We start from the raw sequence: 23,441 nt of genomic DNA, 5'->3' as shown, positions 1-23,441 counted from the left end.
GGCCCGGCAATGCATGCCGGGCCGCGCCGGACTATTCGGCGAGATAATCGCGCGGGAAGGTGAAGCCGTCTTCGGCAAGCGTGTCGCGGTAGATTTCGAGCATCTCGTCCACCGGCTCGCCGCGGGCAAGTGCTGCCTCGCGCCATGCCGTCACCGGGTTGTCCATGTCGTCGATCCAGGCCTGGCGTTCGGCGGGCTCCATCATTATTTCCTCGCCGCCGCCCTCAAGCATGGTCTTTTCATTGGCGGCGTATTTTGCCGACTGTTCCTCGAAAAACGCCTTGGAATAGGCTTCCGCGCCCTTGCGGAAGGCATCCTTGGTGTCGTCGGAGAATTCCTCCCACAGCCGTTCGGCGACGCCGAGCCCGCCGATATACATCGCGCCGAAATCGGTGCGGTTCCAGTAGGGCGCGACTTCGTAGATGCGGGCAGGCACATTTGCGGTCATCCAGCCGATATTGCCGTCGTACACCCCGGTCGAAATGTCGTTGTAGAAGGTGACGTAGCTGCCCTGAACGCCGACGGCGCCGGTGGAATTCAGCCAGGCAAGGTTGGGCCCGGCGCCGCCGATGCGCATGCCGTCCATGTCCGCGCGGGTTCGGATCGGGCGCTTGGCGGCAATGTTATAACCGTCGATCGCCACGCCGCCGCCGATATAGACGACGCCGGTTTCATCCGTGAGCTGGTCGATCAGGCCCTCGGTGCCGTAAAGCGCGTCTTCGACCGCCGAGGTGACCATTTCCGGATCGATCGGGCCGAAGGGCATGGCGTAGGTGATATTGAGGATGCCCATGCCGGCGGGATCGAACACCCCGGATGCCATCGCGACATCGGCAATGCCGGTCTCAAGCGCCTCCGCTTCCGAGCCGAGCTTCATCAGCGTGCCGCCATAGGCCTCGGTCCATTCGATCTGCAGGTCGCCCTTTTCGGCGAGCGCCGCATTGACCGTGGGAATGAAGGTCTCGTGCATGTGCTTGACCCAGAGAAATACCTCCGGATGGCCGGACGCAATGGTGAGACGCAGCGTCTCCTGGGCCATCGCCGGCGAGAGCGCGGCGAGCGCGACGCCGCCTGAAAGCGCAAGTGTGGTGATAATTCGGTTCATGAAATCCTCCCTGATTGTCACCGTTGCCGGTGCCTCCACAAAAAAGGATAATAGGACTTGAACAACTGTTCAACCTTTTTTATTGTTTGTTCAATTCAGGACGGGAAAGCAGAGTGAACGAGCCAAAAAATCAAGAAAAACAGGGTGCGACGTCGAAGGAGAAAATCCTTTCGGCCGGCGAGGCCGTGTTCGGCAAATACGGCTATGACGCGACGACGGTGCGCAAGATCGCCGCTCGCGCCGACGTGCCGGTGGCCCTGATCAACTATCATTTCGGCTCCAAGGAAGGGCTCTACCGCGCCATTTTCGAAACCCGGTCGCCGGCGATCCGCGGCCAGCGCGTTGTCGGGCTCCAGCTTGCCCGTTCGGAGGCCGATTGGGACAAGCGCGTGGAACTCGTCGTCAAGGCTCTGATCGTGCCGATGTTCGGCCTGCGCGATAACGCCAATGACGGCGCCTTCGGCCGTATCCTTGCTCGCGAGCTTTCCGATCCGAGTTCGGAGGGGCGCGGGATTTTCCGCGAAACCTTCGATCCGGTGGCCGAGATGATGCTCGACGCGCTTGCGGAATGTTTTCCGGACTGGACAAGGGCCGAGGTGAACTGGGCCTACCAGACCATGCTCGGCGCGATGATGATCGTAATGATGGACAATGGCCGCATGGCGCGCCTTTCCGGAGGCACCGCGGACTCGGCCGATACCGCCGCGGCGGCGACCCATATCGTCGCGATGCTGACCGCCGGTCTCAAGCACCGCGACCGGAGCCAGACAGCCAATAGCTAAATCATGTTTTCTTGGGAGGAAATGCAATGAAACTGGTGACTTATGATCGCGGCGACGGCGTCGGCCGCCCCGGCGTGCTTCTCGGCGATGGCGAACGCATCCTCGATCTCGCCGCCGCCACCGACGGGGCCATCGCCTCGATCCAGGGGTTGATCGAGGGCGGTGACGCGGCACTCGAACGCGCCCGGCAGGCGGAAGCCTCTGCCGCGAACGGCCATATGCTGGAACGGAGCGCCGTCAGGCTGATGGCGCCGATCGAACCGCCGATCCAGATGCGCGATTGCCTGTGCTTCGAGACCCATCTGAAACAGGCCTTCCAGCAGGCCCGCAAGCTGCGCGCCCGGCAGTTCGACAATCCGGAAGAGGCGGAGGCGGAGATGGCCCGCAAGGGCATTCTCTCGGTGCCGGAAACCTTTTACGAGCAGCCGATCTACTACAAGGCCAATCGGTTCTCCGTGGTCGGCCACGAAACCGATGTGATCTGGCCCAGCTACTCCAAATTCATGGATTTCGAGCTGGAATTCGGGATTTACATCGGCAAGACCGCCAAGGACATCAAGGCCGCCGACGCCCGTCCCTATATCTTCGGCTATACGATCTTCAACGATTTCACCGCCCGCGATGCCCAGACCGCCGAAATGGGCGGCCAGCTTGGTCCCGCCAAGGGCAAGGATTTCGACACCGCCAACCCGATGGGCCCGTGCCTGGTGACGGCGGATGAATTCGGCAACCCCAATGACAAGACCATGATCTGCCGCGTCAATGGCGAGGAATGGGGTCGCGGAAATACCGGCACGATGTTCTGGAGCTTCGAACAGGTGATCGAACATGTCTCGGCCTCCGAAACGCTGCGGCCGGGTGAGTTTCTGGGCTCGGGCACCGTCGGCAATGGCTGCGGGCTGGAGCATATGCGCTTCCTGTCGCCGGGCGATGTCGTCGAGCTCGAGGTCGAGGGCATCGGCATCCTTCGCAACAGGCTGGTCAAGGTCGACTGAGATGGCGCGCATCATCGGTTGGGGGCATACGCCCTTTGGAAGGCTAGCCGAAACGCTGCCCGAACTCGTGGTTGCCGCCGGGCGGGAGGCGCTGGAGCATTCCGGCGTTCCCGCTTCAGAAATCGGCGGCATCTGGCTCGGGCACTTCAATTCCGGCATGGTCGGCGATGCCTTCGCCTCCTCGCTGGCGCTCGACATTGATCCCGATCTGCGCTTCACGCCCGCGACCCGGCTTGAAAACGCCTGCGCCTCCGGCTCGGCGGCGCTCTGGGGCGCCATCGATGCGGTGGAGGCGGGCAGGGTGGATGCGGCGCTGGTGATCGGCGTGGAGAAGATGACCCATCTGACCACGCCGGAGGTGACCGCCGGGCTCGCCGGTGCGTCCGACCAGCGGGAGGAGGCCGGCGTCTCCTTCCCCGAAATCTTCGCCCGCTTCGCCAGGGCCTATGCCGCCGAATATGGCGACATGACCGATGCGCTGGCCCGGATCGCGGTCAAGAACCACGCCAATGCCATGGCGAACCCGCTGGCGCAGATGCACAAGCCGCTCGACTTCGACTTCTGCCGGGAGGTTTCCAATCGCAACCCGATGATCGCCGATCCGCTGAAGGTCACCGATTGCTCGCTGATTTCCGATGGCGCGGCGGCGCTCGTGATCACCCGCGACGAGGCGGCGCGGGGTGCGGCGCGGGCCGTCGCCATCCGGGCGCGGTCCCAGGTCAGCGATTTTCTGCCGATGTCGCGCAGATCGTCGACGGAACTCACCGGGGCGGCGATCGCGATCCGGCAGGCGCTTGAGGCGGCTGGGCTCGGCATTCGCGATATCGACGCGGCGGAGGTGCATGACTGCTTCACCATAGCCGAACTGATGGTCTACGAGGCGATGGGGCTTGCCGCACCGGGCGAGGGTCACCGGGCGATCGAGGAAGGCTGGGTCGCGCGGGACGGCATCTTGCCCGTCAACCTGTCCGGCGGGCTGAAGGCCAAGGGCCACCCGGTCGGCGCCACCGGCGTTTCGATGCATGTCATGGCCGCCCGGCAGGTTCTGGGCGAGGCGGGCGACATGCAGCGCGCCGGCGCCGAGCGCGCGCTGGTCTTCAACATGGGCGGTTCGGGCGTTGCCAATTACGCCTCGGTGCTTGAGGCGGCGGCGACATGAACATCGCCCACTGGCTGGACCGCGCGGCCAAGCGCTGGCCCGCAGCGCCCGCCTTGCTGCTGGGCTCGGAAATGGTGGCCGATTACGCCGCGTTCAACGCGCGCGCCGGCGGCTTCGCGCGCTTTCTTGCCGAGGAAGCGGGTGTTGCGCCGGGCGATCGGGTCGTGCTTTTCATGAAGAACAGTCTGGAATATCTGATCGCGCTGTTCGGCATCTGGAAGGCGGGAGCGGTCGCGGTGCCGGTCAACGCCAAGCTCCACCCGAAGGAGGCGAACTGGATCATCGACAATTCCGGCGCTCGGCTGGCGCTGGTCTCCGAAAGCCTGGCCGCAGGCATCAAGGCTCCAGCGATACTGACGGTGCCGGGCGAAACCTTTGCCCGCGCAACACAGATGCAGCCGATGACGACGGAGGAGCGCGGACCGCGCGAACTGGCCTGGCTGTTCTACACCTCCGGCACCACCGGCAGGCCCAAGGGCGTGATCATAACCCACGCCATGCTTGCTGACATGTCGCTCAGCTACCTCGCCGATGTCGACTATGTGACGGAAAGGGATGCCGCGCTTTACGCCGCGCCGATGAGCCACGGCGCGGGTCTCTACGCGCTGGTACACGTGCTGCGCGGCGCGGGCCATATCTGCCCGCCCTCCGGCGGCTATGATGCCGATGAATTTCTGGCAATCGCCGCTGCCCACGGCTCCGTCAGCGCGTTCCTTGCCCCGACCATGGTGCACCGGCTCACCCACGCCGCCCGGGCATCCGGCAGCAGGGGGGAGGGGTTGCGCACCGTGGTTTATGGCGGCGGGCCGATGTACCGCGCCGATATCGAGGCGGCGCTTGATCATTTCGGCCCGAAATTCGTGCAGATCTACGGTCAGGGCGAATGTCCGATGGGCATCACCGCGCTGTCGCGCGCCGAGATCGCCGACCGGGATCATCCCGACTGGCCATTGCGAATCACATCGGTCGGACGGGCGCAATCGGCGGTGACGGTGCAAATCCTGCGCGACGACGGCATGCCCGCCGAACCGGGCGAGATCGGCGAGATCGTGGTGCAGGGCGCGCTCGTCATGCCAGGCTACTGGAACGCGCCGGAGGCGAGCGCGGAGGCCCTTGCCGGCGGCTGGCTCAGGACCGGTGATCGCGGCGCGATGTCGGCCGATGGCTACGTCACCATGCATGACCGGTCCAAGGACGTGATCATCTCCGGCGGCACCAACATCTATCCGCGCGAGGTCGAGGAGGCGCTTCTGACCCACCCCGCCGTGGACGAGGTCGCGGTGATCGGCCGGCCGTCTGTCGAATGGGGCGAGGACGTGGTTGCCTTCGTGGTGACGGCGCGCGGTGCTGCCTGCGACGAGGCGGAGCTCGACGCCCACTGCCTCGCCTCGATCGCCCGCTTCAAGCGCCCCAAGGCCTATCGTTTCCTCGACACCCTGCCGAAGAATGCCTATGGCAAGGTTCTGAAAACCGAACTGCGTCTGCGCGAGAGCGGGCAGGGCTGATCAGGGCCGTCTGGCCCCTCCCGGCGAAAACCCGATCAGCCCTTGCGGGCGGCATCGATCGCGGCGACGTCGATTTTCCGCATCTGCATCATGGCCTCAAAAGCCCGTTTCGCCTCATCGCCGCCTGCCGCCAGCGCCTCCATCAGCGTGCGGGGCGTGATCTGCCAGGACAGGCCCCATCTGTCCTTGCACCAACCGCAGGCGCTTTCCTCGCCGCCATTGCCCACGATCGCGTCCCAATAACGGTCGGTTTCCGCTTGGTCTTCGGTCGAGATCTGAAACGAGAAGGCCTCGCTGTGGCTGAAGGCCGGACCGCCATTGAGCCCCAGGCAGGGAATGCCGCAGACGGTGAATTCGACGGTGAGCACGTCCCCTTTCTGGCCGGAGGGGTAATCGCCCGGCGCGTGGGTGACTCGCGTCACCGCGCTGTCTGGAAACAGGTCCGCGTAAAACCGCGCGGCCGCCTCGGCGTCCTTGTCATACCAGATGCAGATCGTGTTCTTGTGCAATGCCCTTCCTCCCGCAATCGATATAGGTTGATATCATCCTATTGTGAGATTGCCTAGACCCGGTCCTCATGGCAATACTGTCGTCGTGGAAATTCGGTGGCGCGGGGGACAGCGACATGCAGGCCGGTATCTTTCGTATTCTCTTCGTTCTGACGATTGTTTTCCAGGCCGGCGCGGCATGGCCGAACTGGCTGGATTATCGCGAAGAACACGCGATCGTGCCCTATGGCGAGGTCAAGGGCTGGCGGGTTTATGCCATCGATCATTCGATGTCGGGTTTTCTGGGTTGCGGCGCGGTGAAGGCGGAGCCCGCCGGGCCGCTGGTGCTCGAAAATTATCAGGATAACTGGCAACTCGTCGTGCCGACGGGGCGCAGCGATGCGGACCGCTATGACGGCGCGCTGATTTCCTTCGACGACCGCGATATCGACTCGCAGTTCGGCTTCGAGGGCGGACACGCGGTTTCCCATCTGACGCGTGACGAGATCGGATTCCTGATGCAGGCGGCTTCGCTGACGGTCGCGATCAACGATGAAAAACCGCTCCGCTTCAACCTTTCCGGCTCCACCGCCGCGGTGCTGAAGATCCGGGAATGCCTCGAAGGACAGGGTAAATCGCCATCCACCGGCGCGATGCCGGCCGCTGCGGACGACGAGACCATCTACGTGCCCTCGGTCGAAGCCTGTCTCGGCGGCATCGCCACGGAAACCACCGGCGCGACGCGCAAGATCCGGTTCGCCGCCGACCGCTCGCTCGATTTCCCCTTCGAACTCTACTGGATCGATTTCGACGGCAAACGGCAGCCCTACGGCCGTCTCGCGCCCGGCCAGTCCATCGACATGGAAACCTATATCGGCCACCAATGGGTCGCGGAACTGGACGATGATGCCTGCGCCTACGCCGAGATCACGCCCGGCCTGAAGACAGTGATCTTCAAATACGAGGATTTCTGAGGCCAGGCGCAAGCGCTTAGTCCAGCATGGTGAGAACGATCTTTCCGCGGGCGCGACCGGCCTCGGACAAGGCCAGCGCCTGTCTGATCTCGGCAAGGGGGAGCACGGTGTCTATGTGCGGCGTCACCTTGCCGGCCTCGACTAGGTCCGCGATCGCGCTCAGGCTTGGCGCGCTCGGCACTGTGAAGCTGCGCTTCACGCCAACCTCGAAGCGTTCGGCTTCGTCACCCGGAAAGGCCACGACGGTGACCATGAAACCGCCTTTCCTCAGCGTCTTGAACGCGCGCTGAAAGCTTTCGCCGCCCACCGTGTCTAGGACGACGTCGATATCGCTGGCCGCCTCTTCAAAAGGACCGCTGGTGTAATCGATGAAGGCGTCGGCGCCGAGATCGCGGACGAACTGCGCGTTGCGGGCGGAAGCGACCGCCGTGACATGCGCGCCCTTGGCTTTGGCGAACTGGACCGCGAGAGAGCCGACGCCGCCGGAGCCGCCGGTAACCAGAAGCCTTTGTCCGGCGGACAGTCCGGCCTCATCGAAAAGGGCCTGCCATGCCGTGGTGCCGGCGAGCGGCAGCGCGGCTGCCTGAATGAAGTCCAGGCCGGAGGGCTTGCGCACGATATTGTCCGCTTTCGCCAGCGCGTATTCCGCAAAGGCGCCGGTGTGCACCATGCCGAATACGGCTTCACCGTGACCGAAGCTATGGACGCCCGGCCCAAGCGCCTCGATCGTGCCCACGAACTCGCCGCCAAGGCGGATGGGAAGGGGCATGCCCATGCGTTCGCCCGCGCCGCCGCGTATTTTCCAGTCGATCGGATTCACGCCTGCGGCGTGAACTTTCACCAGGACTTCGCCGGCTCCGGGGCTGGGTTTGTCTATGTCGACGAGGTGCACGACATCGTTTGACCCGTATTCTGTGATGACCACTGCTTTCATGGTTTGAATTCCCTTCGATATTGACCCGCTCAGGGATAGCGAAGTATTTCTTCGATGTAACGCCAATCAACATCGCCAAGAGGCCAATTCCGTGCATACGCTTCTCACGGTTCACCGCGTAAGCAAGCCCAAGGGCGTAGCCTTGCCGCTTCACGCCCACGAACACGCGCAATTGACCTTTGCGGCATCGGGTATGGTCCAGGTCCATACGGACGCGGGTATATGGCTGGTGCCCCCTCAATTGACGGCATGGATACCGTCAGGCATTTCGCACCGTCTTGATATTCTGACCGATGCCGAGCTTTGGATGATGCATTGGCAACCGGCTGCCATTGAAGCATGGGCTCCCTCGACCTTTCCTCATCGCGCATTCGTATCCAAAGTCACGCCATTGATGCGCGCGCTGCTTGCCACGGCGATTGAAATCGACATCCGGTCGGAGAAGGCTTCTCTTTTGGCCCGGTTGATGCTGCTTGAATTGGACGCGATGACCGACGCACCGACCTATCTTCCGCTGCCCACAAGTGCCGTCGCGAAACGTGTCGCCGACATTGCGATCGCCGACTATCGCAATCATCTCGACCTTGCCGAACTGGCGTCGCGCGCCGCGACCTCGGTGCGCACGGCAAGCCGTCTTTTTCCGGTCGAGACGGGTATGACGCTGAAGGCATGGCGGCAACGGGCGCGCATCGTTCGAACGATGGAGCAGCTCGCGCAGGGCCGAGCCATCGCGCATGTGGCAAGCGAGGCCGGCTTCTCCGGCACTGCGGCATTTTGCCATGCGTTCAGGCAGGTCACCGACATGACGCCGGGCGCATTCATAGAAGATCCAAAACACCTGAATCCCCGATCCCAAACCGCCGACAGCAGCCACGGCAACGCATCCGGAGCCTAGGCCGGATCTGACAAGGAGTAGCCGAAAGCGGTCGGTGGTATTTGGCGCGCCCGACAGGATTCGAACCTGTGACCTTTGGAATCGGAATCCAACACTCTATCCAGCTGAGCTACGGGCGCTTCGGGCAGGCGTTCTTCGCCTGCGCGGACTGTTTAACCCAGCTTGCGGGCGGCATCAATCGCAAAAATAACGTGGCGTCAAAAACGATGTCGATCGAGGTTGCGCGGGGGAGGGAGGGCCTGGTGTCGGCGTCTGTTAGACCAAAGGATAAGGTGCCTCCGCGCCCGTCCCGCCATCGCGCGGCGGGGTGGGCTGAAAATTCAACGGCTTAGATAAAGTGCCGACCGCAAATATAGCAGAATTGGTATATCAGCTTCGTTGATCTCAATTTGACACCGGCGTCGTTCTGATAACACCCTTGCGGCGCGATCTGCGTTTTGCAACCGCACGGGTTGCGAAGGGGAGGACCTGAGCGCCGGCACGCCGGCCGAGGCGCGGAGCGAACAGATATTCGCGAATTGGGAGAGAGCTATGAAATTGTTAGTTTCCGCATTTGCCGTTGCGGCAGTGACGGTTGCGTCGTTTGCCGTGCCGAGCTTTGCGCAGGACAAGGGCACGATCGGGATCGCGATGCCGACCAAATCCTCGGCGCGCTGGATTTCGGACGGGCAGTCCATGGTCGAGCAGTTCCAGGAGGCGGGCTACGCCACCGATCTGCAATATGCAGAGGACAATATTCCCAACCAGCTGTCCCAGATCGAAAACATGATCACCAAGGGCGTCGATGCGCTGGTGATCGCCTCGATCGACGGCACCACGCTTTCCAACGCGCTGGCGAATGCCGCCGCCTCGGGCATTCCGGTGGTTGCCTATGACCGGCTGATCCGGGAAAGCCCGGATGTCGACTATTACGCCACCTTCGACAATTTCCAGGTCGGCGTGCTGCAGGCCGAAAGCCTGGTCGATGGCCTGAAGCAGCGCTTCCCCGACACCAAGCCCTGGAATGTCGAACTGTTCGGCGGTTCGCCGGACGATAACAACGCCTATTTCTTCTATGACGGCGCGATGTCGGTGCTGCAGCCGCTGATCGACTCCGGCGACATCGTGATCCCGTCGGGCCAGATGGGCATGAACCAGGTCGGCACGCTGCGCTGGGATGGTGCGGAAGCCCAGGCCCGCATGGACAACCTTCTGTCGGCCAACTACACCGACAAGCAGGTCAACGGCGTGCTGTCGCCCTATGACGGCCTGTCGATCGGCATCCTGTCCTCGCTGAAGGGCGTGGGCTATGGCACCGGCGACCAGCAGATGCCGATCGTGACCGGCCAGGATGCCGAAATCCCCTCGGTCAAGTCGATCATCGCCGATGAGCAGTATTCGACGGTGTTCAAGGATACGCGCGAGCTTGCCCGCGTGACCGTGGGCATGGTCGATGCCCTTCTGCAGGGCGGCGAGCCGGAAATCAACGACACCGAGACCTATGACAATGGCGTCAAGGTGGTCCCGTCCTATCTGCTGTCGCCGGTCTCGATCGACGCCTCCAACTGGGAGGAAATCCTGGTCGACCAGAGCGGCTACTATACCCTTGACCAGCTCAAGTAATCACCACGAGGGCGGGCGTTGCGGCGCCCGCCCTTTCCTGTGCGAAGGAGTTTTCTTCGTTCCTTTTTGACTTACGTGCCTCAAATTTCGCCGGCGACTGCCGGCCTGGGGCCGAAATCCCTCCGCGACAGCGGAGGCGCATTCATGAGACGGGCCATACCGGCCTTCAACGGGAGAGAGACATGAGAAAGATTATCTCCATTTTTGCAGCCGCCTCTGTCGCGGCCATTGCTGTCGCCGCGCCGGCGCTCGCCGCCGACAAGGGCTATGTCGGCATCGCCATGCCGACCAAGGGCCTTGACCGCTGGAACAAGGACGGCGCGTCCATGGTCGAGCAGTTCGAGGCGGCCGGCTACAAGACCGACCTGCAATATGCCGAGAACGAAATTCCCCAGCAGTTGTCGCAGATCGAAAACATGATCACCAAGGGCGTCACCGTTCTGGTGGTCGCGGCGATCGATGGCGGCTCGCTCACCGGTCCGCTGGCCAATGCCGGCGCCGCCGGCATTCCGGTGATCGCCTATGACCGGCTGATCCTCAACACGCCCGATGTCGATTATTACGCGACCTTCGACAACTACAAGGTCGGCGTGCTGCAGGGCAACAGCCTCGTGGAGGGCCTGAAGGCGCGCTTCCCCGATGTGAAGCCCTGGAATGTCGAGCTCTTCGGCGGCTCGCCGGACGATAACAATGCCTATTTCTTCTATAATGGCGCGATGTCCGTGCTCCAGCCGCTGATCGATTCCGGCGATATCGTGATCCCGTCGGGCCAGATGGGCATGGACAAGATCGGCACGCTGAACTGGTCGAACGCCGCCGCCCAGGCGCGCATGGATAACCTGCTTTCGGCCTATTACACCGACAAGCCGCTGCACGGCGTCTATGCCTCCAATGACGATCTCGCCATGGGCTCGATCTCGTCGCTGAAGGGTATCGGCTATGGCTCCGGCGACATGAAGATGCCGATCATCACCGGCCAGGATTCCAACCTGCCGAACGTCAAGGCGATCATCGACGGCGACCAGTATTCCTCGATCTTCAAGGATACCCGCAAGCTTGCCGGCGTCACCGTCGGCATGGTGGAGGCGATCGGCGAGGGCAAGGAGCCGGAAGTCAACGACACCAGCACCTACAATAACGGCGAGAAGGACGTGCCGTCCTACCTGCTGGAGCCGGTGATCGTGACCCAGGACAACTGGAAGCAGATCCTGGTCGATGACAGCGGCTACTACACCATGCAGCAGATCGAGAATTGATCGTCTGAGGTGATCTCAATGGGCCCGTCGCCGGCATTTCCGGCGGCGGGCTGACGCACGCGAGCCCCAGGGGTTCGTCGTTAGGCGTCGAAGGAATGGATGGCGCTTGAGGCGCGATCCGGTGCCAAACGGTGACAGGTGTCATGACAACATTGCTCGAAATGCGAAAGATCACGAAGACCTTTCCCGGCGTGAAGGCGTTGAGCGACGTCGACCTGAAGGTCGAGGAAGGCGAGATCCACGCGCTGGTCGGCGAGAACGGCGCGGGCAAATCCACGCTGATGAAAGTGCTTTCCGGGGTCTATCCCCACGGCTCCTATGAGGGCGAAATCTACTATGCCGGTGAACTGGCGACCTTTTCCGGCATTGCCGACAGCGAGAAGAAGGGCGTCATCATCATCCACCAGGAGCTGGCGCTGGTGCCGCAATTGTCGATTGCGGAGAATATCTTCCTCGGCAACGAGGTGTCGCGGGCCGGCGTGATCGACTGGCCGGAAACCTTCGATCGCACTGAGAAACTGCTCCGGAAGGTGGGCCTGAAGGACCCGCCGGCGACGCTGGTGGAGAAGATCGGCGTCGGCAAGCAGCAGCTTGTCGAAATCGCGAAGGCGCTCTCCAAGGATGTGCGGCTTCTCATTCTGGACGAGCCGACGGCCGCGCTTTCGGAATCCGACAGCGCCAAGCTTCTGAAGCTGCTTCTGGATCTGAAGAAACAGGGGATCACCTCGATCCTGATCTCGCACAAGCTGAACGAGGTCGAGCAGGTCGCCGATAACATCACGGTGCTGCGCGATGGTTCGTCGGTTGCCGATATCGATTGCGCCGCGGAAGAAGTGAGCGAGGCCCGTATCATCCAGGCCATGGTCGGCCGGACCATGGAGAACCGCTATCCCGACCGCGAGCGCAAGTTCGGCGAGGAACTGATGGCGGTGAAGGACTGGACCGTCTGGCACCCCGAACAGGCCGACCGCAAGGTGATCAAGAATGTCGCCTTCAATGTGCGCGCCGGCGAGATCGTCGGCATAGCGGGCGTGATGGGGGCAGGGCGCACCGAACTCGCCATGAGCATTTTCGGCCACAGCTATGGCCGCAATATCTCCGGCGAGGTCTGGCTCGGCGGCGAGAAGGTGGATGTGTCCACCGTGCCGAAGGCCATCCATGCGGGCCTCGCCTATGTGACGGAGGACCGCAAGGGCCTCGGGCTGATCCTGGACGAGCCGATCACCCGGAACGTGACGCTCGCCCATCTTGGCGGGGTTTCCAAATACGGCGTGCTCAACCCCGCCGAGGAAACCAAGACCTCCGAGCATTACCGCAAGGCCATGAACATCCGCACGCCGACGGTGGCCCAACGCGTGGTCAACCTTTCGGGCGGCAACCAGCAGAAGGTGGTGCTGTCGAAATGGCTGTTCACCCAGCCGGACGTGCTGATCCTGGACGAGCCGACGCGCGGCATCGATGTCGGCGCGAAATACGAGATCTACACGCTGATGAACGAACTTGCGGCCGAAGGCCGGGGCGTCGTGATGATCTCGTCGGAAATGCCGGAGCTGCTCGGCATGTGCGACCGCATTTACATCATGAACGAGGGGGCATTGGTGGGCGAACTGAGCGCCGCAGAGGCGAGTCAGGAACGCATCATGTCCTTCATTGTCAGGAAATGAGAAAGCGATGAATACACCCGAGGAAACCACCGCGGACGAACACAAGCCCTCGATCCGCTCCTATCTGACACTCAGGATGCGCGACTACGGCATCCTGCTCGCCCTGATCGTCATCATCGCGTTTTTCCAGGTCGTCACCGACGGCGTGCTGATGCGACCGGTCAACATCACCAACCTGTTCCTGCAGAATTCCTATGTGATCATCATGGCGCTCGGCATGCTGATGATCATCGTGGCCGGGCATATCGATCTTTCGGTGGGCTCGATTGTGGGCTTCATCGGCGCGCTTGCCGCGGTGATGATCGTCCACTGGCAGGTGCCGGTCATCGTCGCCTTTTTTGCCTGCATTTTCGCCGGCATGCTGATTGGGGCGTGGCAGGGATACTGGGTCGCCTATTGGCGCATCCCGTCCTTTATCGTCACGCTCGCCGGCATGCTGATCTTCCGCGGGTTGTCGCTCTGGATCCTCAACGGCCAGTCGGTGGGCCCGTTCCCGGGTTCCTTCCAGCTGTTGTCCACCGGCTTCGTGCCGGATCTCTTCGGCGTCGGCCGGCCCAACATGACGGCGCTTGTGGCCGGCATCATCGCCGCCGCCGCGATCGTCTATCTCGCCTGGCGATCGCGGGCGCGCAACGTCGCCTATGGCATCGAGGATGAGCCGCTGTCCTTCTTCCTGGGTCGCAACATCATCGTTGCCGGCGTGCTGGTGTTCGTGTCGTGGAAGCTCGCCTCGTTCCGCGGCCTGCCGAATGTGCTGATCTCGATGGCGATCCTGACGGTGATCTATACCTTCATCACCGAAAGCACGACATTCGGACGCAGGGTCTATGCGATCGGCGGCAACGAGAAGGCGGCCGCCCTTTCAGGTATCAACACCAAGCGGCTGAATTTCATCGTGTTCGTGAACATGGGCATGCTGGCCGCTCTCGCCGGTCTGGTGTTCGCCGCCCGCCTCAACATCGCCACGCCCAAGGCCGGCAACGGTTTCGAGCTTGATGTGATCGCGGCGGTGTTCATCGGCGGCGCGTCGATGTCGGGCGGTGTCGGCAAGATCGTCGGCGCGGTGGTCGGCGCCTTCATCATGGGCATCATGAATAACGGCATGTCGATCATGGGCATCGGCATCGATTACCAGCAGGTGATCAAGGGCCTGGTGCTGCTCGCCGCCGTCGTCTTCGACGTCTACAACAAGAACAAGGCCTGATTTTCTGCAGGAAAGGCAGGGCGATATAGCCCTGCCGCTCCGCTCGCGATGCGTGACCCCGACACGAAAAACCCCGGCACATCGGGGGATGATGTGCCGGGGCGCGGGGCGCACCCCCTTTTTCCAGACTGCCGGACGAGCCGGCACCTTGGCGCGTCTGGATAGGGCAATAACGCGTCATCTCGCAAAATGGACCAAAAGAAAAGTAAAAAATTTAACAATTGGGGCGCGCGCCCGAATATCCGGGCTCTTGCGGCAACGCGGGAGGGCAGCGCCAGACGGGCGCAGCTGCCTTTTGAAATAGGGCGCTCGGGTCGGGGGTCTACCTGAAAGACGAATGTGGTTTTGCATTTCCGCCGTCCGACAAGGTCAAAAAGCCTTGCTTGGCTAGATCATCGGGCGTTTGGTCTGAACCACCCGATGATCTCCGGGAAATGGATGGCGTAATGCCAGGGGCCGATGATTTCAGGCCCGTGCGTCGACCGCTTCTTTTTCCGGGATGGACGGCTGGGCGCCGGGCTTGAGGCAGGCGAGCGCGCCTGCGACGGCGGCCCGGTGCGCGGCCTTTGCGAAGGGCAGTCCCTGATCGAGACCGCTTGCGAAATAGCCGCAGAAGGTGTCGCCCGCGCCGACGGTGTCGACCGGGTCGATCTTCAGAGCGTCGATGCGGTGGAAGTCGCCCTCATGCATGGCAACCACGCCCTCGGCCCCGAGCGTGATGACGATGGTCTGGCCGGTTTCGTCATGGCGGGTTTTCAGCATGGCGATCCGCCCTTCGCTGCCGAGCTCTTCGGCCCCGACAAGCCGCTCGAATTCGGTCTCGTTGGCAATCACGATATCGGCGAGCGCGCCGAGCTCGGCCGCTTCCGGCGTCAGCGGCGCGGTGTTGAGGATCGTACGGATACCCTTTTCGCGGGCGCTCTTGAGCGCGGTGCGAATGGCATTGGCCGGAATTTCGAGCTGCAGCACCAATATGTCGTCCGCCGCCATTCCCGCCACGACAGCCTCGGCATCTGCCTCGGTGACCTCGCCATTGGCCGCGGCATTGATGACGATGACGTTTTCGCCGTCGCCGCCGACAAGGATCATCGCCGTGCCGGTGGGGCCATTGGTGGTTTTCACGGCTGAAAGGTCGACGCCGGCCTCGGCAAGAAGGGCGGTTGCGGCGGATGCGAACTCGTCATTGCCGACAGCCCCTGCCATGGCGACAGCGGAGCCGGCGCGGCGCGCGGCAAGCGCCTGGTTTGCGCCCTTGCCGCCTTGAGCCGTGGCAAAGGAGGTTCCCGCCACGGTTTCGCCCGGCTTCGGCAGGCGCGGCGTGGTGGCGATGAGATCCATATTGATGGAACCGAAAACCGTGATCATGGCAGTACTCCCGTCAGCCTCGCCTGGTCGACGCGAAGGCTTCCGCCGGAAGGCGAGACCGTCTTCCACGCCCCGCCGATCCGGCACACTCAAACACCGCATCCAGTCAGCCGATCGCAAAACCGACCGCCAATGCATTCCCTTGCGCTTTTATTGCGCGCAAGCGGCGATGGCAATCAGTCCTCGTCGACGACGCGCAGTTTCATGCGGCCGAGCCCCTGCTGTCCCTCGTCAAGGGTGGAAGACGGCTCCGCCTCCTTTCGACCGGTTTCGAATTCCAGCGTCGCGATCCGTTCGCCGCGCCGGGCGATCTTGCCCGTCGATATCCGGATCGTCTCGACATCCTGGCGGGCCTGGTTGAAATGGTTTTCCAGCTTTGCCACGCGCTCGTTGAGGCGCGTCAGGTCCGCCAGCAGATTGGCAACCTCGCCCTGTATCAGATGCGCCTGTTCGCGCATGCGCTGGTCCTTCATCACCGCCTGCACGACCTGGATCGACAACAGCAGCAGCGTCGGTGAGACGATCACCACGCGCATGGCATGGGCGCGCTGGACGACCGCCTCGTAATGCTCGTGGATATCCGCGAAAATCGATTCGGACGGCACGAACAGGAAGGCCGTGTCTTGCGTTTCTCCGGGCAGCAGATATTTGCTGGCGATATCGCGGAGATGGGTCTCGAGATCGCGGCGGAAGCGCTGGCTGGCGGCGCGCGCTGCCTCGTCGCTTTCCGCCGCGCGCATCGCGTTCCAGGATTCGAGCGGAAACTTGGCGTCGATGATCAAGGGCGGCGCGCCATTCGGCATGTCGACCACGCAGTCCGGGCGGGTGCCGTTCGACAGCGTCGCCTGGAACCGGAAGCTTCCGGCGGGTAGGGCATCGGCGATGATCGCTTCCATCCGCCCCTGACCGAATGCGCCGCGGGTCTGCTTGTTGGAAAGGATTGCCTGCAGGCCGACCACGTCCTTGGCCAGCGACTGGATATTGTTCTGCGCCGCATCGATGACAGCAAGCCGCTCCTGCAGGCGGCGGAGGTTCTCGTGGGTGGTCTGGTGCTGCTGGTGCAGCGTGGTGCCGATCCGCTGTGACAGGCCATCGAGGCGGGAGCCGAGCGCGGCATTCAGCTCCGACTGGCGGCTGCCGAACAGTTCCGCCATCGTCGCCATGCGGCCCTGCATCTCGCTCTGCGCCTGCACCAGTTGCTGCAGCTCGCGTTCAAGCCCCTTTTCCTGCCGCCCGCCGCCGCGGCGGGCCAGGAGAATGACGAGAGCGGCAATCAGAATGCACAACGCCCCGGCCATGGCGAGCATCGCCGTGTCCGCCGCCGCCAGTCGGGCCATCACTGCATCCATCACATCACCTCTCTTATGGTGAGCCTAGCGCAGATTCTTCTTGAAAGAAAGATCAAAACGTGAACAAAATGATTTACGGAAATAACGGGAAGGGAGGTTTGGGGCAGAACGTATGAAAAGATTTCCCCTCGGGCGAACATGCGCTATGGGGAGGGCATGACCACGATGCCACTGATTATCTTGCCGGACCCTCTGCTGCGCACGGTCTCGAAACCGGTCGAGCGCATAGACGACGACCTGAAGAAATTTGCCGACGATATGCTGGAGACCATGTATGAGGCTCCGGGCATCGGCCTTGCCGCGATCCAGGTTGGCGTGCCTCGCCGCATGCTGGTTCTGGATGTCGCCAACAAGGACGAGGGCGAGAAGCAGCCCATGGTGGTGATCAATCCCACCGTGTTGCACAGCTCGGACGAGCGCTCGGTCTATGAGGAGGGCTGCCTGTCGATCCCGGAGTTCTATGCCGAGGTGGAGCGTCCGGCGAGTGTGCGGGTGCGCTATACCGACCTTGCCGGCAAGGAACAGGAAATCGAGGCCGAGGGCTTGCTCGCCACTTGCCTGCAGCATGAGATCGACCATCTCGACGGCGCGCTGTTCATCGATTATCTGTCGCGCCTGAAGCGTGACCGGGTGATCAAGAAGTTCGCCAAGGCGGCCAAGCACAAGCTTTAGGACAGTTCGCTGCCAGCCGGCACGCAGGAGAATGCGTCGAGACGGAGCAGGCGGCGCGGTTCCCGCGTTGCCTTCGCATACCACGGCTCAAGGGCCGGCCTGCCTGCGAGGTCGAAAATGGCGTCTCGGTTTTTCAGCGCGCCGAGAAGTCGGTTGTTGTCTGGCGTTCCTCCTTATGCGGCGGATTTGCCTTTTGCGGCGCGGCATTCTCGTTTATCTGACCAGTTGCCGTATATTCACGTTTGCCTTTTTGCGCGGGCCCGGAAGGAGCGATCATGAGCCTCAGGATTATTTTCATGGGCACGCCCGATTTTTCCGTTCCCACCCTCAGGGCGCTGAAGGAGGCGGGCCACGAGATTGTCTGCGTCTACACCCAGCCGCCGCGGGCGGCCGGCCGGCGCGGGCTGGCGGAGGTCAAGTCGCCAGTGCATCAGGCGGCCGAACTGCTAGGCCTGCCGGTGCGCACGCCGGAGAATTTTCGCGCTGACGAGGATCGCGCCGCCTTCGCCGCGCTTGATGCCGATGTTGCGGTGGTGGTTGCCTATGGCCTGCTGCTGCCGGAAGCGATCCTGAACGGGACGCGGCTTGGCGCCTATAATGGCCATGCTTCGCTGCTGCCCCGCTGGCGGGGCGCGGCACCCATCCAGCGCGCGATCATGGCCGGCGACAGCGAGACCGGCATGATGATCATGAAGATGGAAAAGGGGCTCGATACCGGGCCTGTGGCGCTGACCAAGCGGGTCGCGATCGGTCCGGACATGACGGCGGGCGCGCTGCACGACCGGCTGATGCATGACGGCGCGCGACTGATGGCGGAGGCGATGGCGAAGCTCGAGGTCGGCGACCTGCCGCTTTCACCGCAGGCCGAAGACGGCGTCACCTATGCGAAGAAGATCGACAAGGGCGAGACCCGGATCGATTTCAGCCGACCGGCCGCCGAGGTGCATAATCATATCCGGGGGCTTGCGCCATTTCCGGGCGCGTGGATGGAGGTGCCGGCGGGCAAGCGGCTGGAGCGGGTCAAGGTGCATGAAAGCGCGCTCGGCGAAGGCGAGGGCGCGCCGGGAACCGTGCTCGCGGGACCAGACCTCACGATCGCCTGCGGGAAGGGCGCTGTGCGGCTCATCCGGTTGCAGAAGGCCGGCGGAAAGCCGCTTTCGGCCGAGGATTTCCTGCGCGGCACGCCGCTTGCCCCGGCAACGGTGCTTGCCTGATGCCGCGTTACCGCCTGAAGGTCGAATATGACGGCACGGCCTTTGTCGGCTGGCAACGCCAGGCCGAGGGGCGCTCGGTGCAGAGCGCGCTGGAGGAGGCGATTGCCGGGTTTTCCGGCGAGACCGTTTCCATCCGCGGGGCGGGACGTACGGATTCCGGCGTTCATGCCCGGGGGCAGGTGGTGCATCTCGATCTTGCCAAACCCTGGAGCCCGTTCACAATTCTGAACGCAGTCAATGCGCATCTGAGGCTCGCCGGCGACGGTATTTCGGTGGTCGATGTGGTCGAGGCTGAACCCGATTTCGATGCCCGGTTTTCCGCACTTCGGCGGCATTATCTCTACCGCATCATAAACCGCCGCGCCCATCCCGCGCTGGAATGGAAGCGCGGCTGGTGGGTGCCGAAGCCGCTCGATCACGCGGCGATGCACGCGGCGGCCCAGGTGCTTGTCGGCAGACACGATTTCACCACCTTCCGCTCGGTGCAGTGCCAGGCGAAATCGCCGGTGCGCACGCTCGATCGGCTCGATGTCACGCGGGAGGGCGAGATCATCGAGATCCGCGCCACCGCCCAGAGCTTCCTGCACAACCAGATCCGCTCCTTTGCCGGAACATTGAAACTCGGCGGCGAGGGCAAGATGTCGGTGGATGATGTGCGGCAGGCGCTGGAGGCGCGCGACCGCAAGGCTTGCGGGCCGGTGGCTCCGCCGGAGGGGCTCTATTTCATGCAGGTGGATTATCCCGGCGATTGAACGACATCCGGCCGGGGCTTGCGTCCTTCGTTCTTCCAATATATCTATATTTCCAGCTTTATGGATATGTTGAGGTCCCGATGCCCGTCACCATCTACCACAATCCCGCCTGCGGAACGTCGCGCAACGTTCTGGCGATGATCCGGCAGTCCGGCGAGGCGCCGGAGATCATCGAATATCTGAAGACCCCGCCAACGCGCGAAAAGCTTCAGGAATTGATCGCGGCGATGGCAATTCCGGTGCGCGATCTGCTCCGCCGCAAGGGCACGCCCTATGATGAGCTTGGCCTCGATGATCCGGCGCTTTCCGATGCCGAACTGCTCGACGCCATGATGGCGCATCCGATCCTGATCAATAGACCGATCGTAGTGACGGAAAAGGGCGTAAAGCTGTGCCGCCCGTCGGAGACCGTGCTTGAAATCCTGCCAAACCCGGCCATCGGCGCGTTCACCAAGGAAGACGGCGAGGTTGTCTCGCCGCAGGCCAAAAAGTGAACCTGCCGGACGCCGAATCAATGCCCGCGCTCGATGAAACGGCCTTCCACCCCGTCGATCCCGAACGCCTGTTCACAGGCAACCGGATCGCGCATCCGCCAAGGGTGCTGATGCTGTACGGTTCGCTGCGCGAACGCTCCTATTCCCGGCTTCTGACGGAGGAGGCGGCGCGTTTGCTTGCGGCATTCGGCGCGGAGGTGCGGATTTTCGATCCGCATGGCCTACCGCTGGTCGGCAGTACCGATGAAAATCATCCGAAGGTCCAGGAGTTGCGGTCCGCTTCGATCTGGTCCGAGGCGCATGTCTGGTGCTCGCCCGAACGGCACGGCGCGATGAGTTCGGTCCTGAAAACCCAGATCGACTGGCTGCCGCTTTCCGCGGGCGGCGTGCGGCCGACACAGGGGCGCACGCTGGCGCTGATGCAGGTCTGCGGCGGGTCCCAGAGCTTCAACACCGTCAATCAGATGCGTATTCTCGGCCGGTGGATGCGGATGTTCACAATTCCCAATCAATCCTCGGTCGCCAAGGCCTACGAGGAGTTCGATGACAGCGGACGAATGAAGCCGTCATCCTATTATCGGCGCGTCGTCGATGTCATGGAGGAACTGGTCAAGTTCACCCTTCTATTACGCGGGCAGAGCGCATACCTCACGGAGCGCTATTCCGAGCGGATCGAGGCGGCCGAGAAGCATGCGCGCCAGACCGGCGCCTGACGCCGGAACGCGCGGCGACGCAGCCCTACTCTGTTGAAACGGTCTGGCCGGTGACGCAGGTGAGTTCGGTAAGCGGCGGCTGGGCGACCTGCATCTGATAGGCGGCGCGCTCTTCCTTGGTCTGGCAATAGGGTATCGTGACGTCGGAGAAGCCCTTCGCCTCCAGGCAGCGGTTGATCAGGCGCTGGCGCAGTTTTTCATTGGTGTCGTAGCTGTAGCTTTCCACCGGCGTGGTGTAGCCGCCCACTTCGCCGCATATGGTGGTGTCGCCATTGGTGTCGCAGCTCACAAAGCCTGGATAGCTGTAGCCGCCTGTCACCTCGGTCACCATGTTCTGCGGCACATCCTTCAGCGCGGCGATAAAGCACTGGTCATAGGCTTCCTGCCGCTCGGCGCGGGTCGAGCCTTCCTTGTAGAGAATCGAAACCGGTCCCGTCTGGCAGGCGACGAGCCCCAGCAGAACGGCGAGCGCCAGCGCTTTTCTGGTCATGACATATCCCCCGATGCATACAATTTTTGCGTGAGCGGCACCACCTGTCAAGTAAGGATGCTCTCACCCTCCAACGATATAGCGCGTGCCGATATCGGTGACCAGCAGCGCGGTGATCGCCGAGGCGATGATCGCCGCCGCCGTCGGCAACACTTTTTCACCCATCAGCATGTAGACGATCCGGATTTCGAACAGGAAAGCGCCGAGCAGCACGGTCTGGAACACGATCAGCACGATGGTCGCCAGCGGCTGCAGCCCGGTCGCGATCAGGAAGATCGCGAGTGCTGCGAAGATGTTCACCGGCAGGCTCAGCCAGTTGGTGGCGACGATGATCTTGAGAAAGGCGCGCGGCAGGCCGGAGACCATGCAGACGACGCCGAGCACGACCAGCGGCGCCATCCAGCTCAGCCCCTGGATCAATGCGGTGCGCAAAAGGGTAACGAGCGTGAGGTCGATCGGGGGCTGCACAAGGCGGGTAAGGCTCACCAGCTCGCTCGCCACCATCAGCGGCAGGCAATAGGCGAGCGCCCAGAACGAGCGCGCCACGCCCCGTTCGGTGAAATCGAGATAGCGCGCATGGGCCGGATCGGCCTTGAACAACAGCCAAAGTCCGCGCAGGTAGAAAAGGACCTCAGCAAGCAGCGGCAAGCGCGAACCACCTCTCTATGAAATGTCGATAGATTTCAGTGAGTTTTTCGAGGTCGACGACCGCCACCCGCTCATCCACCTTGTGCATGGTCTGGCCGACAAGGCCGAACTCGACAACCGGGCAGTAATCCTTGATGAAGCGCGCATCGGAGGTGCCGCCGGTGGTGGAAAGCTGCGGTGTTTTGCCGGTGACCGCCGCGATCGCTTCGGACAGGCTGCCGGCAAGCTGTTCGTCGCGGGTGAGAAACACCGGGCTCACGCGGCCGAGCCATTCGACCGTAAACCGGGTGGTATCCTTTCCGCCGGTGCGCGCCGCGTGGCCAAGCCGATCGAGGATCTCGGCCTTCAGCGTCTCCTCGCTCCACAGGTCGTTGAAACGGATGTTGAAGGTCGCCGTGGTTTTTTCCGGGATTACATTGGTGGCGGCATTGCCGGTATCGACCGATGTCACTTCCAGATTGGTCGGCGGAAACAGATCCGTGCCTTCATCCAGCGGTTTGCCCATCAGCGCGTCCAGCATGCCGGTCATCGTCCGCAGCGGATTGTCGGCGAGATGCGGATAGGCGACATGGCCCTGAATGCCGATCACCGTCAGCCGGCCGGTCAGCGAGCCTCTGCGACCGACCTTGATCATGTCGCCGAGCGCGTCCGGATTGGTCGGCTCGCCCACAAGGGCTGCGTCCCAGCGCTCGCCGCGGGCCTTTGCCCAGTGCAGCAGCTTGTCCGTGCCGTTGATGCCCGGACCTTCCTCATCGCCGGTGATCAGCAGCGACACGGAGGCCGGGGGCTTGCCGTTTTCGCCGATGAAGCGGGCGAGCGCGGCCACGAAACAGGCAATGCCGCCCTTCATGTCGACGGCGCCGCGGCCATAAAGCATTCCGTCCGCGATCTCGGCGGCAAAGGGCGGATGGGTCCAGGATGCGGCGTCGCCGGGCGGCACCACGTCGGTATGGCCCGCAAACATCAGGTGCGGGCCGTCCGCGCCGAGCCGGGCGTAGAGGTTTTCAACGTCCGGCGTGCCGTCCCCGCTCGCCGTCATCCGCGTAACGGCAAAGCCGAGCGGGGCAAGCATCGCCTCAAGCGCCGTCAGCGCGCCGCCTTCCTCCGGGGTCACGGAGGGGCAGCGGATCAGGGCTTGCAGGTTCTCAACGGGATCGGTGACGCTCATCATCTCTATCTGG

The 23,441-nt window shown here is 63.0% G+C and carries 23 protein-coding genes and 1 tRNA gene; 15 read left to right on the top strand and 9 right to left on the bottom strand.

Annotated elements, in window-relative coordinates:
• Window positions 1-31: 31 nt before the first annotated feature.
• Window positions 32-1,105, bottom strand: coding sequence for a C4-dicarboxylate TRAP transporter substrate-binding protein (locus Mame_RS18970; protein ID WP_018065419.1), 1,074 nt, complete (start codon window positions 1,103-1,105; stop codon window positions 32-34).
• Between the two features lie 113 nt (window positions 1,106-1,218).
• On the opposite strand from Mame_RS18970, the gene Mame_RS18965 reads away from it, so the two are divergent.
• Genes Mame_RS18965 through Mame_RS18950 form a run of 4 tightly spaced genes read left to right on the top strand, consistent with a single transcriptional unit; the run spans window position 1,219 to window position 5,546 of the window.
• Entirely contained in the window at window positions 1,219-1,887 is a 669-nt protein-coding gene (locus tag Mame_RS18965) for a TetR/AcrR family transcriptional regulator (protein ID WP_018065418.1), read from the top strand.
• A 26-nt stretch (window positions 1,888-1,913) separates the two neighbouring features.
• Window positions 1,914-2,882, top strand: a complete 969-nt coding sequence (locus Mame_RS18960; protein WP_018065417.1) for a fumarylacetoacetate hydrolase family protein — start codon at window positions 1,914-1,916, stop codon at window positions 2,880-2,882.
• Window position 2,883: 1 nt separating this feature from the next.
• The gene (locus tag Mame_RS18955) at window positions 2,884-4,041 is read left to right on the top strand and encodes a thiolase domain-containing protein (RefSeq protein WP_018065416.1); all 1,158 of its coding nucleotides are present in this window, start codon (window positions 2,884-2,886) and stop codon (window positions 4,039-4,041) included.
• Complete coding sequence (locus Mame_RS18950; protein WP_018065415.1) at window positions 4,038-5,546, top strand: AMP-binding protein; 1,509 nt, start codon at window positions 4,038-4,040, stop codon at window positions 5,544-5,546. Before Mame_RS18955 ends, Mame_RS18950 begins: the two co-directional genes overlap by 4 nt.
• Window positions 5,547-5,581: 35 nt before the next feature.
• Here the strand turns inward: Mame_RS18950 and Mame_RS18945 are convergent, their stop codons facing one another.
• On the bottom strand, window positions 5,582-6,055 hold the full coding sequence (locus Mame_RS18945; protein WP_018065414.1) for a VOC family protein: 474 nt from the start codon (window positions 6,053-6,055) through the stop codon (window positions 5,582-5,584).
• Window positions 6,056-6,171: 116 nt separating this feature from the next.
• Between Mame_RS18945 and Mame_RS18940 the strand changes: the two genes are divergently transcribed.
• Window positions 6,172-7,008 carry a VHL beta domain-containing protein gene (locus Mame_RS18940; protein WP_018065413.1) on the top strand — a complete coding sequence of 279 codons (837 nt, stop codon included), beginning with the start codon at window positions 6,172-6,174 and terminating at the stop codon, window positions 7,006-7,008.
• 16 nt (window positions 7,009-7,024) lie between these two features.
• Here the strand turns inward: Mame_RS18940 and Mame_RS18935 are convergent, their stop codons facing one another.
• Window positions 7,025-7,942, bottom strand: a complete 918-nt coding sequence (locus Mame_RS18935) for an NADP-dependent oxidoreductase (protein ID WP_026173581.1) — start codon at window positions 7,940-7,942, stop codon at window positions 7,025-7,027.
• A gap of 91 nt (window positions 7,943-8,033) precedes the next feature.
• Here Mame_RS18935 and Mame_RS18930 point away from each other — a divergent pair, with 91 nt between their 5' ends.
• Window positions 8,034-8,837, top strand: a complete 804-nt coding sequence (locus Mame_RS18930; protein ID WP_051085116.1) for an AraC family transcriptional regulator — start codon at window positions 8,034-8,036, stop codon at window positions 8,835-8,837.
• A 42-nt stretch (window positions 8,838-8,879) separates the two neighbouring features.
• Here the strand turns inward: Mame_RS18930 and Mame_RS18925 are convergent.
• Window positions 8,880-8,956 (bottom strand) — tRNA-Arg (locus tag Mame_RS18925).
• A gap of 412 nt (window positions 8,957-9,368) precedes the next feature.
• On the opposite strand from Mame_RS18925, the gene chvE (Mame_RS18920) reads away from it, so the two are divergent.
• From chvE (Mame_RS18920) to mmsB, 4 genes are all read left to right on the top strand, one after another.
• Window positions 9,369-10,439 (top strand): multiple monosaccharide ABC transporter substrate-binding protein, encoded by a 1,071-nt coding sequence (gene chvE / locus Mame_RS18920; protein WP_018065410.1) that lies wholly within the window; start codon window positions 9,369-9,371, stop codon window positions 10,437-10,439.
• Between the two features lie 182 nt (window positions 10,440-10,621).
• On the top strand, window positions 10,622-11,695 hold the full coding sequence (chvE, locus tag Mame_RS18915) for a multiple monosaccharide ABC transporter substrate-binding protein (protein ID WP_018065409.1): 1,074 nt from the start codon (window positions 10,622-10,624) through the stop codon (window positions 11,693-11,695).
• A gap of 143 nt (window positions 11,696-11,838) precedes the next feature.
• Window positions 11,839-13,359: a multiple monosaccharide ABC transporter ATP-binding protein gene (gene mmsA, locus Mame_RS18910; protein WP_018065408.1), complete on the top strand. Its 1,521-nt coding sequence runs from the start codon at window positions 11,839-11,841 to the stop codon at window positions 13,357-13,359.
• A gap of 7 nt (window positions 13,360-13,366) precedes the next feature.
• A complete protein-coding gene (gene mmsB, locus Mame_RS18905) occupies window positions 13,367-14,563 on the top strand; it encodes a multiple monosaccharide ABC transporter permease (protein WP_018065407.1) in 1,197 nt (398 codons plus the stop codon).
• Window positions 14,564-15,028: 465 nt separating this feature from the next.
• Here mmsB and Mame_RS18900 read toward each other — a convergent pair whose 3' ends face one another.
• Window positions 15,029-15,928 carry a ribokinase gene (locus Mame_RS18900; RefSeq protein WP_018065406.1) on the bottom strand — a complete coding sequence of 300 codons (900 nt, stop codon included), beginning with the start codon at window positions 15,926-15,928 and terminating at the stop codon, window positions 15,029-15,031.
• Window positions 15,929-16,104: 176 nt separating this feature from the next.
• Complete coding sequence (locus tag Mame_RS18895) at window positions 16,105-17,277, bottom strand: DNA recombination protein RmuC (protein ID WP_018065405.1); 1,173 nt, start codon at window positions 17,275-17,277, stop codon at window positions 16,105-16,107.
• A 156-nt stretch (window positions 17,278-17,433) separates the two neighbouring features.
• Here Mame_RS18895 and def point away from each other — a divergent pair, with 156 nt between their 5' ends.
• The 5 genes from def (at window position 17,434) to arsH (ending at window position 21,122) form a co-directional block, all read left to right on the top strand.
• Entirely contained in the window at window positions 17,434-17,949 is a 516-nt protein-coding gene (def, locus tag Mame_RS18890; protein WP_026173580.1) for a peptide deformylase, read from the top strand.
• 275 nt (window positions 17,950-18,224) lie between these two features.
• Window positions 18,225-19,163 carry a methionyl-tRNA formyltransferase gene (gene fmt / locus Mame_RS18885; RefSeq protein ID WP_026173579.1) on the top strand — a complete coding sequence of 313 codons (939 nt, stop codon included), beginning with the start codon at window positions 18,225-18,227 and terminating at the stop codon, window positions 19,161-19,163.
• Entirely contained in the window at window positions 19,163-19,915 is a 753-nt protein-coding gene (gene truA / locus Mame_RS18880) for a tRNA pseudouridine(38-40) synthase TruA (RefSeq protein ID WP_018065401.1), read from the top strand. The genes fmt and truA overlap by 1 nt, the downstream gene beginning before the upstream one ends.
• 80 nt (window positions 19,916-19,995) lie before the next feature.
• Window positions 19,996-20,409, top strand: coding sequence for an arsenate reductase (glutaredoxin) (arsC, locus tag Mame_RS18875; RefSeq protein ID WP_026173578.1), 414 nt, complete (start codon window positions 19,996-19,998; stop codon window positions 20,407-20,409).
• 20 nt (window positions 20,410-20,429) lie between these two features.
• Window positions 20,430-21,122 (top strand): arsenical resistance protein ArsH, encoded by a 693-nt coding sequence (gene arsH / locus Mame_RS18870; RefSeq protein ID WP_051085117.1) that lies wholly within the window; start codon window positions 20,430-20,432, stop codon window positions 21,120-21,122.
• A 25-nt stretch (window positions 21,123-21,147) separates the two neighbouring features.
• Here the strand turns inward: arsH and Mame_RS18865 are convergent, their stop codons facing one another.
• The 3 genes from Mame_RS18865 to dapE form a co-directional block, all read right to left on the bottom strand.
• Window positions 21,148-21,612, bottom strand: coding sequence for a hypothetical protein (locus Mame_RS18865; protein ID WP_018065398.1), 465 nt, complete (start codon window positions 21,610-21,612; stop codon window positions 21,148-21,150).
• 63 nt (window positions 21,613-21,675) lie between these two features.
• Window positions 21,676-22,260, bottom strand: a complete 585-nt coding sequence (locus Mame_RS18860; protein WP_018065397.1) for a hypothetical protein — start codon at window positions 22,258-22,260, stop codon at window positions 21,676-21,678.
• The gene (gene dapE / locus Mame_RS18855; RefSeq protein ID WP_026173577.1) at window positions 22,244-23,428 is read right to left on the bottom strand and encodes a succinyl-diaminopimelate desuccinylase; all 1,185 of its coding nucleotides are present in this window, start codon (window positions 23,426-23,428) and stop codon (window positions 22,244-22,246) included. The genes Mame_RS18860 and dapE overlap by 17 nt, the downstream gene beginning before the upstream one ends.
• Window positions 23,429-23,441 lie beyond the last annotated feature (13 nt).

The sequence above is a fragment of the Martelella mediterranea DSM 17316 genome, from assembly GCF_002043005.1.
In the GTDB taxonomy this organism is placed as follows: Bacteria; Pseudomonadota; Alphaproteobacteria; order Rhizobiales; family Rhizobiaceae; genus Martelella; species Martelella mediterranea.
This window is presented reverse-complemented; position numbering and strand designations above follow the sequence as displayed.

Excerpts from the sequence above, each read along its gene's own strand:
- Mame_RS18970 (WP_018065419.1), bottom strand. The coding sequence starts at position 1,105 with ATGAACCGAATTATCACCACACTTGCGCTTTCAGGCGGCGTCGCGCTC.
- Mame_RS18960 (WP_018065417.1), top strand. The coding sequence starts at position 1,914 with ATGAAACTGGTGACTTATGATCGCGGCGACGGCGTCGGCCGCCCCGGC.
- Mame_RS18955 (WP_018065416.1), top strand. The coding sequence starts at position 2,884 with ATGGCGCGCATCATCGGTTGGGGGCATACGCCCTTTGGAAGGCTAGCC.
- Mame_RS18950 (WP_018065415.1), top strand. The coding sequence starts at position 4,038 with ATGAACATCGCCCACTGGCTGGACCGCGCGGCCAAGCGCTGGCCCGCA.
- Mame_RS18940 (WP_018065413.1), top strand. The coding sequence starts at position 6,172 with ATGCAGGCCGGTATCTTTCGTATTCTCTTCGTTCTGACGATTGTTTTC.
- Mame_RS18935 (WP_026173581.1), bottom strand. The coding sequence starts at position 7,942 with ATGAAAGCAGTGGTCATCACAGAATACGGGTCAAACGATGTCGTGCAC.
- chvE (WP_018065410.1), top strand. The coding sequence starts at position 9,369 with ATGAAATTGTTAGTTTCCGCATTTGCCGTTGCGGCAGTGACGGTTGCG.
- chvE (WP_018065409.1), top strand. The coding sequence starts at position 10,622 with ATGAGAAAGATTATCTCCATTTTTGCAGCCGCCTCTGTCGCGGCCATT.
- mmsA (WP_018065408.1), top strand. The coding sequence starts at position 11,839 with ATGACAACATTGCTCGAAATGCGAAAGATCACGAAGACCTTTCCCGGC.
- mmsB (WP_018065407.1), top strand. The coding sequence starts at position 13,367 with ATGAATACACCCGAGGAAACCACCGCGGACGAACACAAGCCCTCGATC.
- Mame_RS18900 (WP_018065406.1), bottom strand. The coding sequence starts at position 15,928 with ATGATCACGGTTTTCGGTTCCATCAATATGGATCTCATCGCCACCACG.
- Mame_RS18895 (WP_018065405.1), bottom strand. The coding sequence starts at position 17,277 with ATGGATGCAGTGATGGCCCGACTGGCGGCGGCGGACACGGCGATGCTC.
- def (WP_026173580.1), top strand. The coding sequence starts at position 17,434 with ATGACCACGATGCCACTGATTATCTTGCCGGACCCTCTGCTGCGCACG.
- fmt (WP_026173579.1), top strand. The coding sequence starts at position 18,225 with ATGAGCCTCAGGATTATTTTCATGGGCACGCCCGATTTTTCCGTTCCC.
- truA (WP_018065401.1), top strand. The coding sequence starts at position 19,163 with ATGCCGCGTTACCGCCTGAAGGTCGAATATGACGGCACGGCCTTTGTC.
- arsC (WP_026173578.1), top strand. The coding sequence starts at position 19,996 with ATGCCCGTCACCATCTACCACAATCCCGCCTGCGGAACGTCGCGCAAC.
- arsH (WP_051085117.1), top strand. The coding sequence starts at position 20,430 with ATGCCCGCGCTCGATGAAACGGCCTTCCACCCCGTCGATCCCGAACGC.
- Mame_RS18865 (WP_018065398.1), bottom strand. The coding sequence starts at position 21,612 with ATGACCAGAAAAGCGCTGGCGCTCGCCGTTCTGCTGGGGCTCGTCGCC.
- dapE (WP_026173577.1), bottom strand. The coding sequence starts at position 23,428 with ATGAGCGTCACCGATCCCGTTGAGAACCTGCAAGCCCTGATCCGCTGC.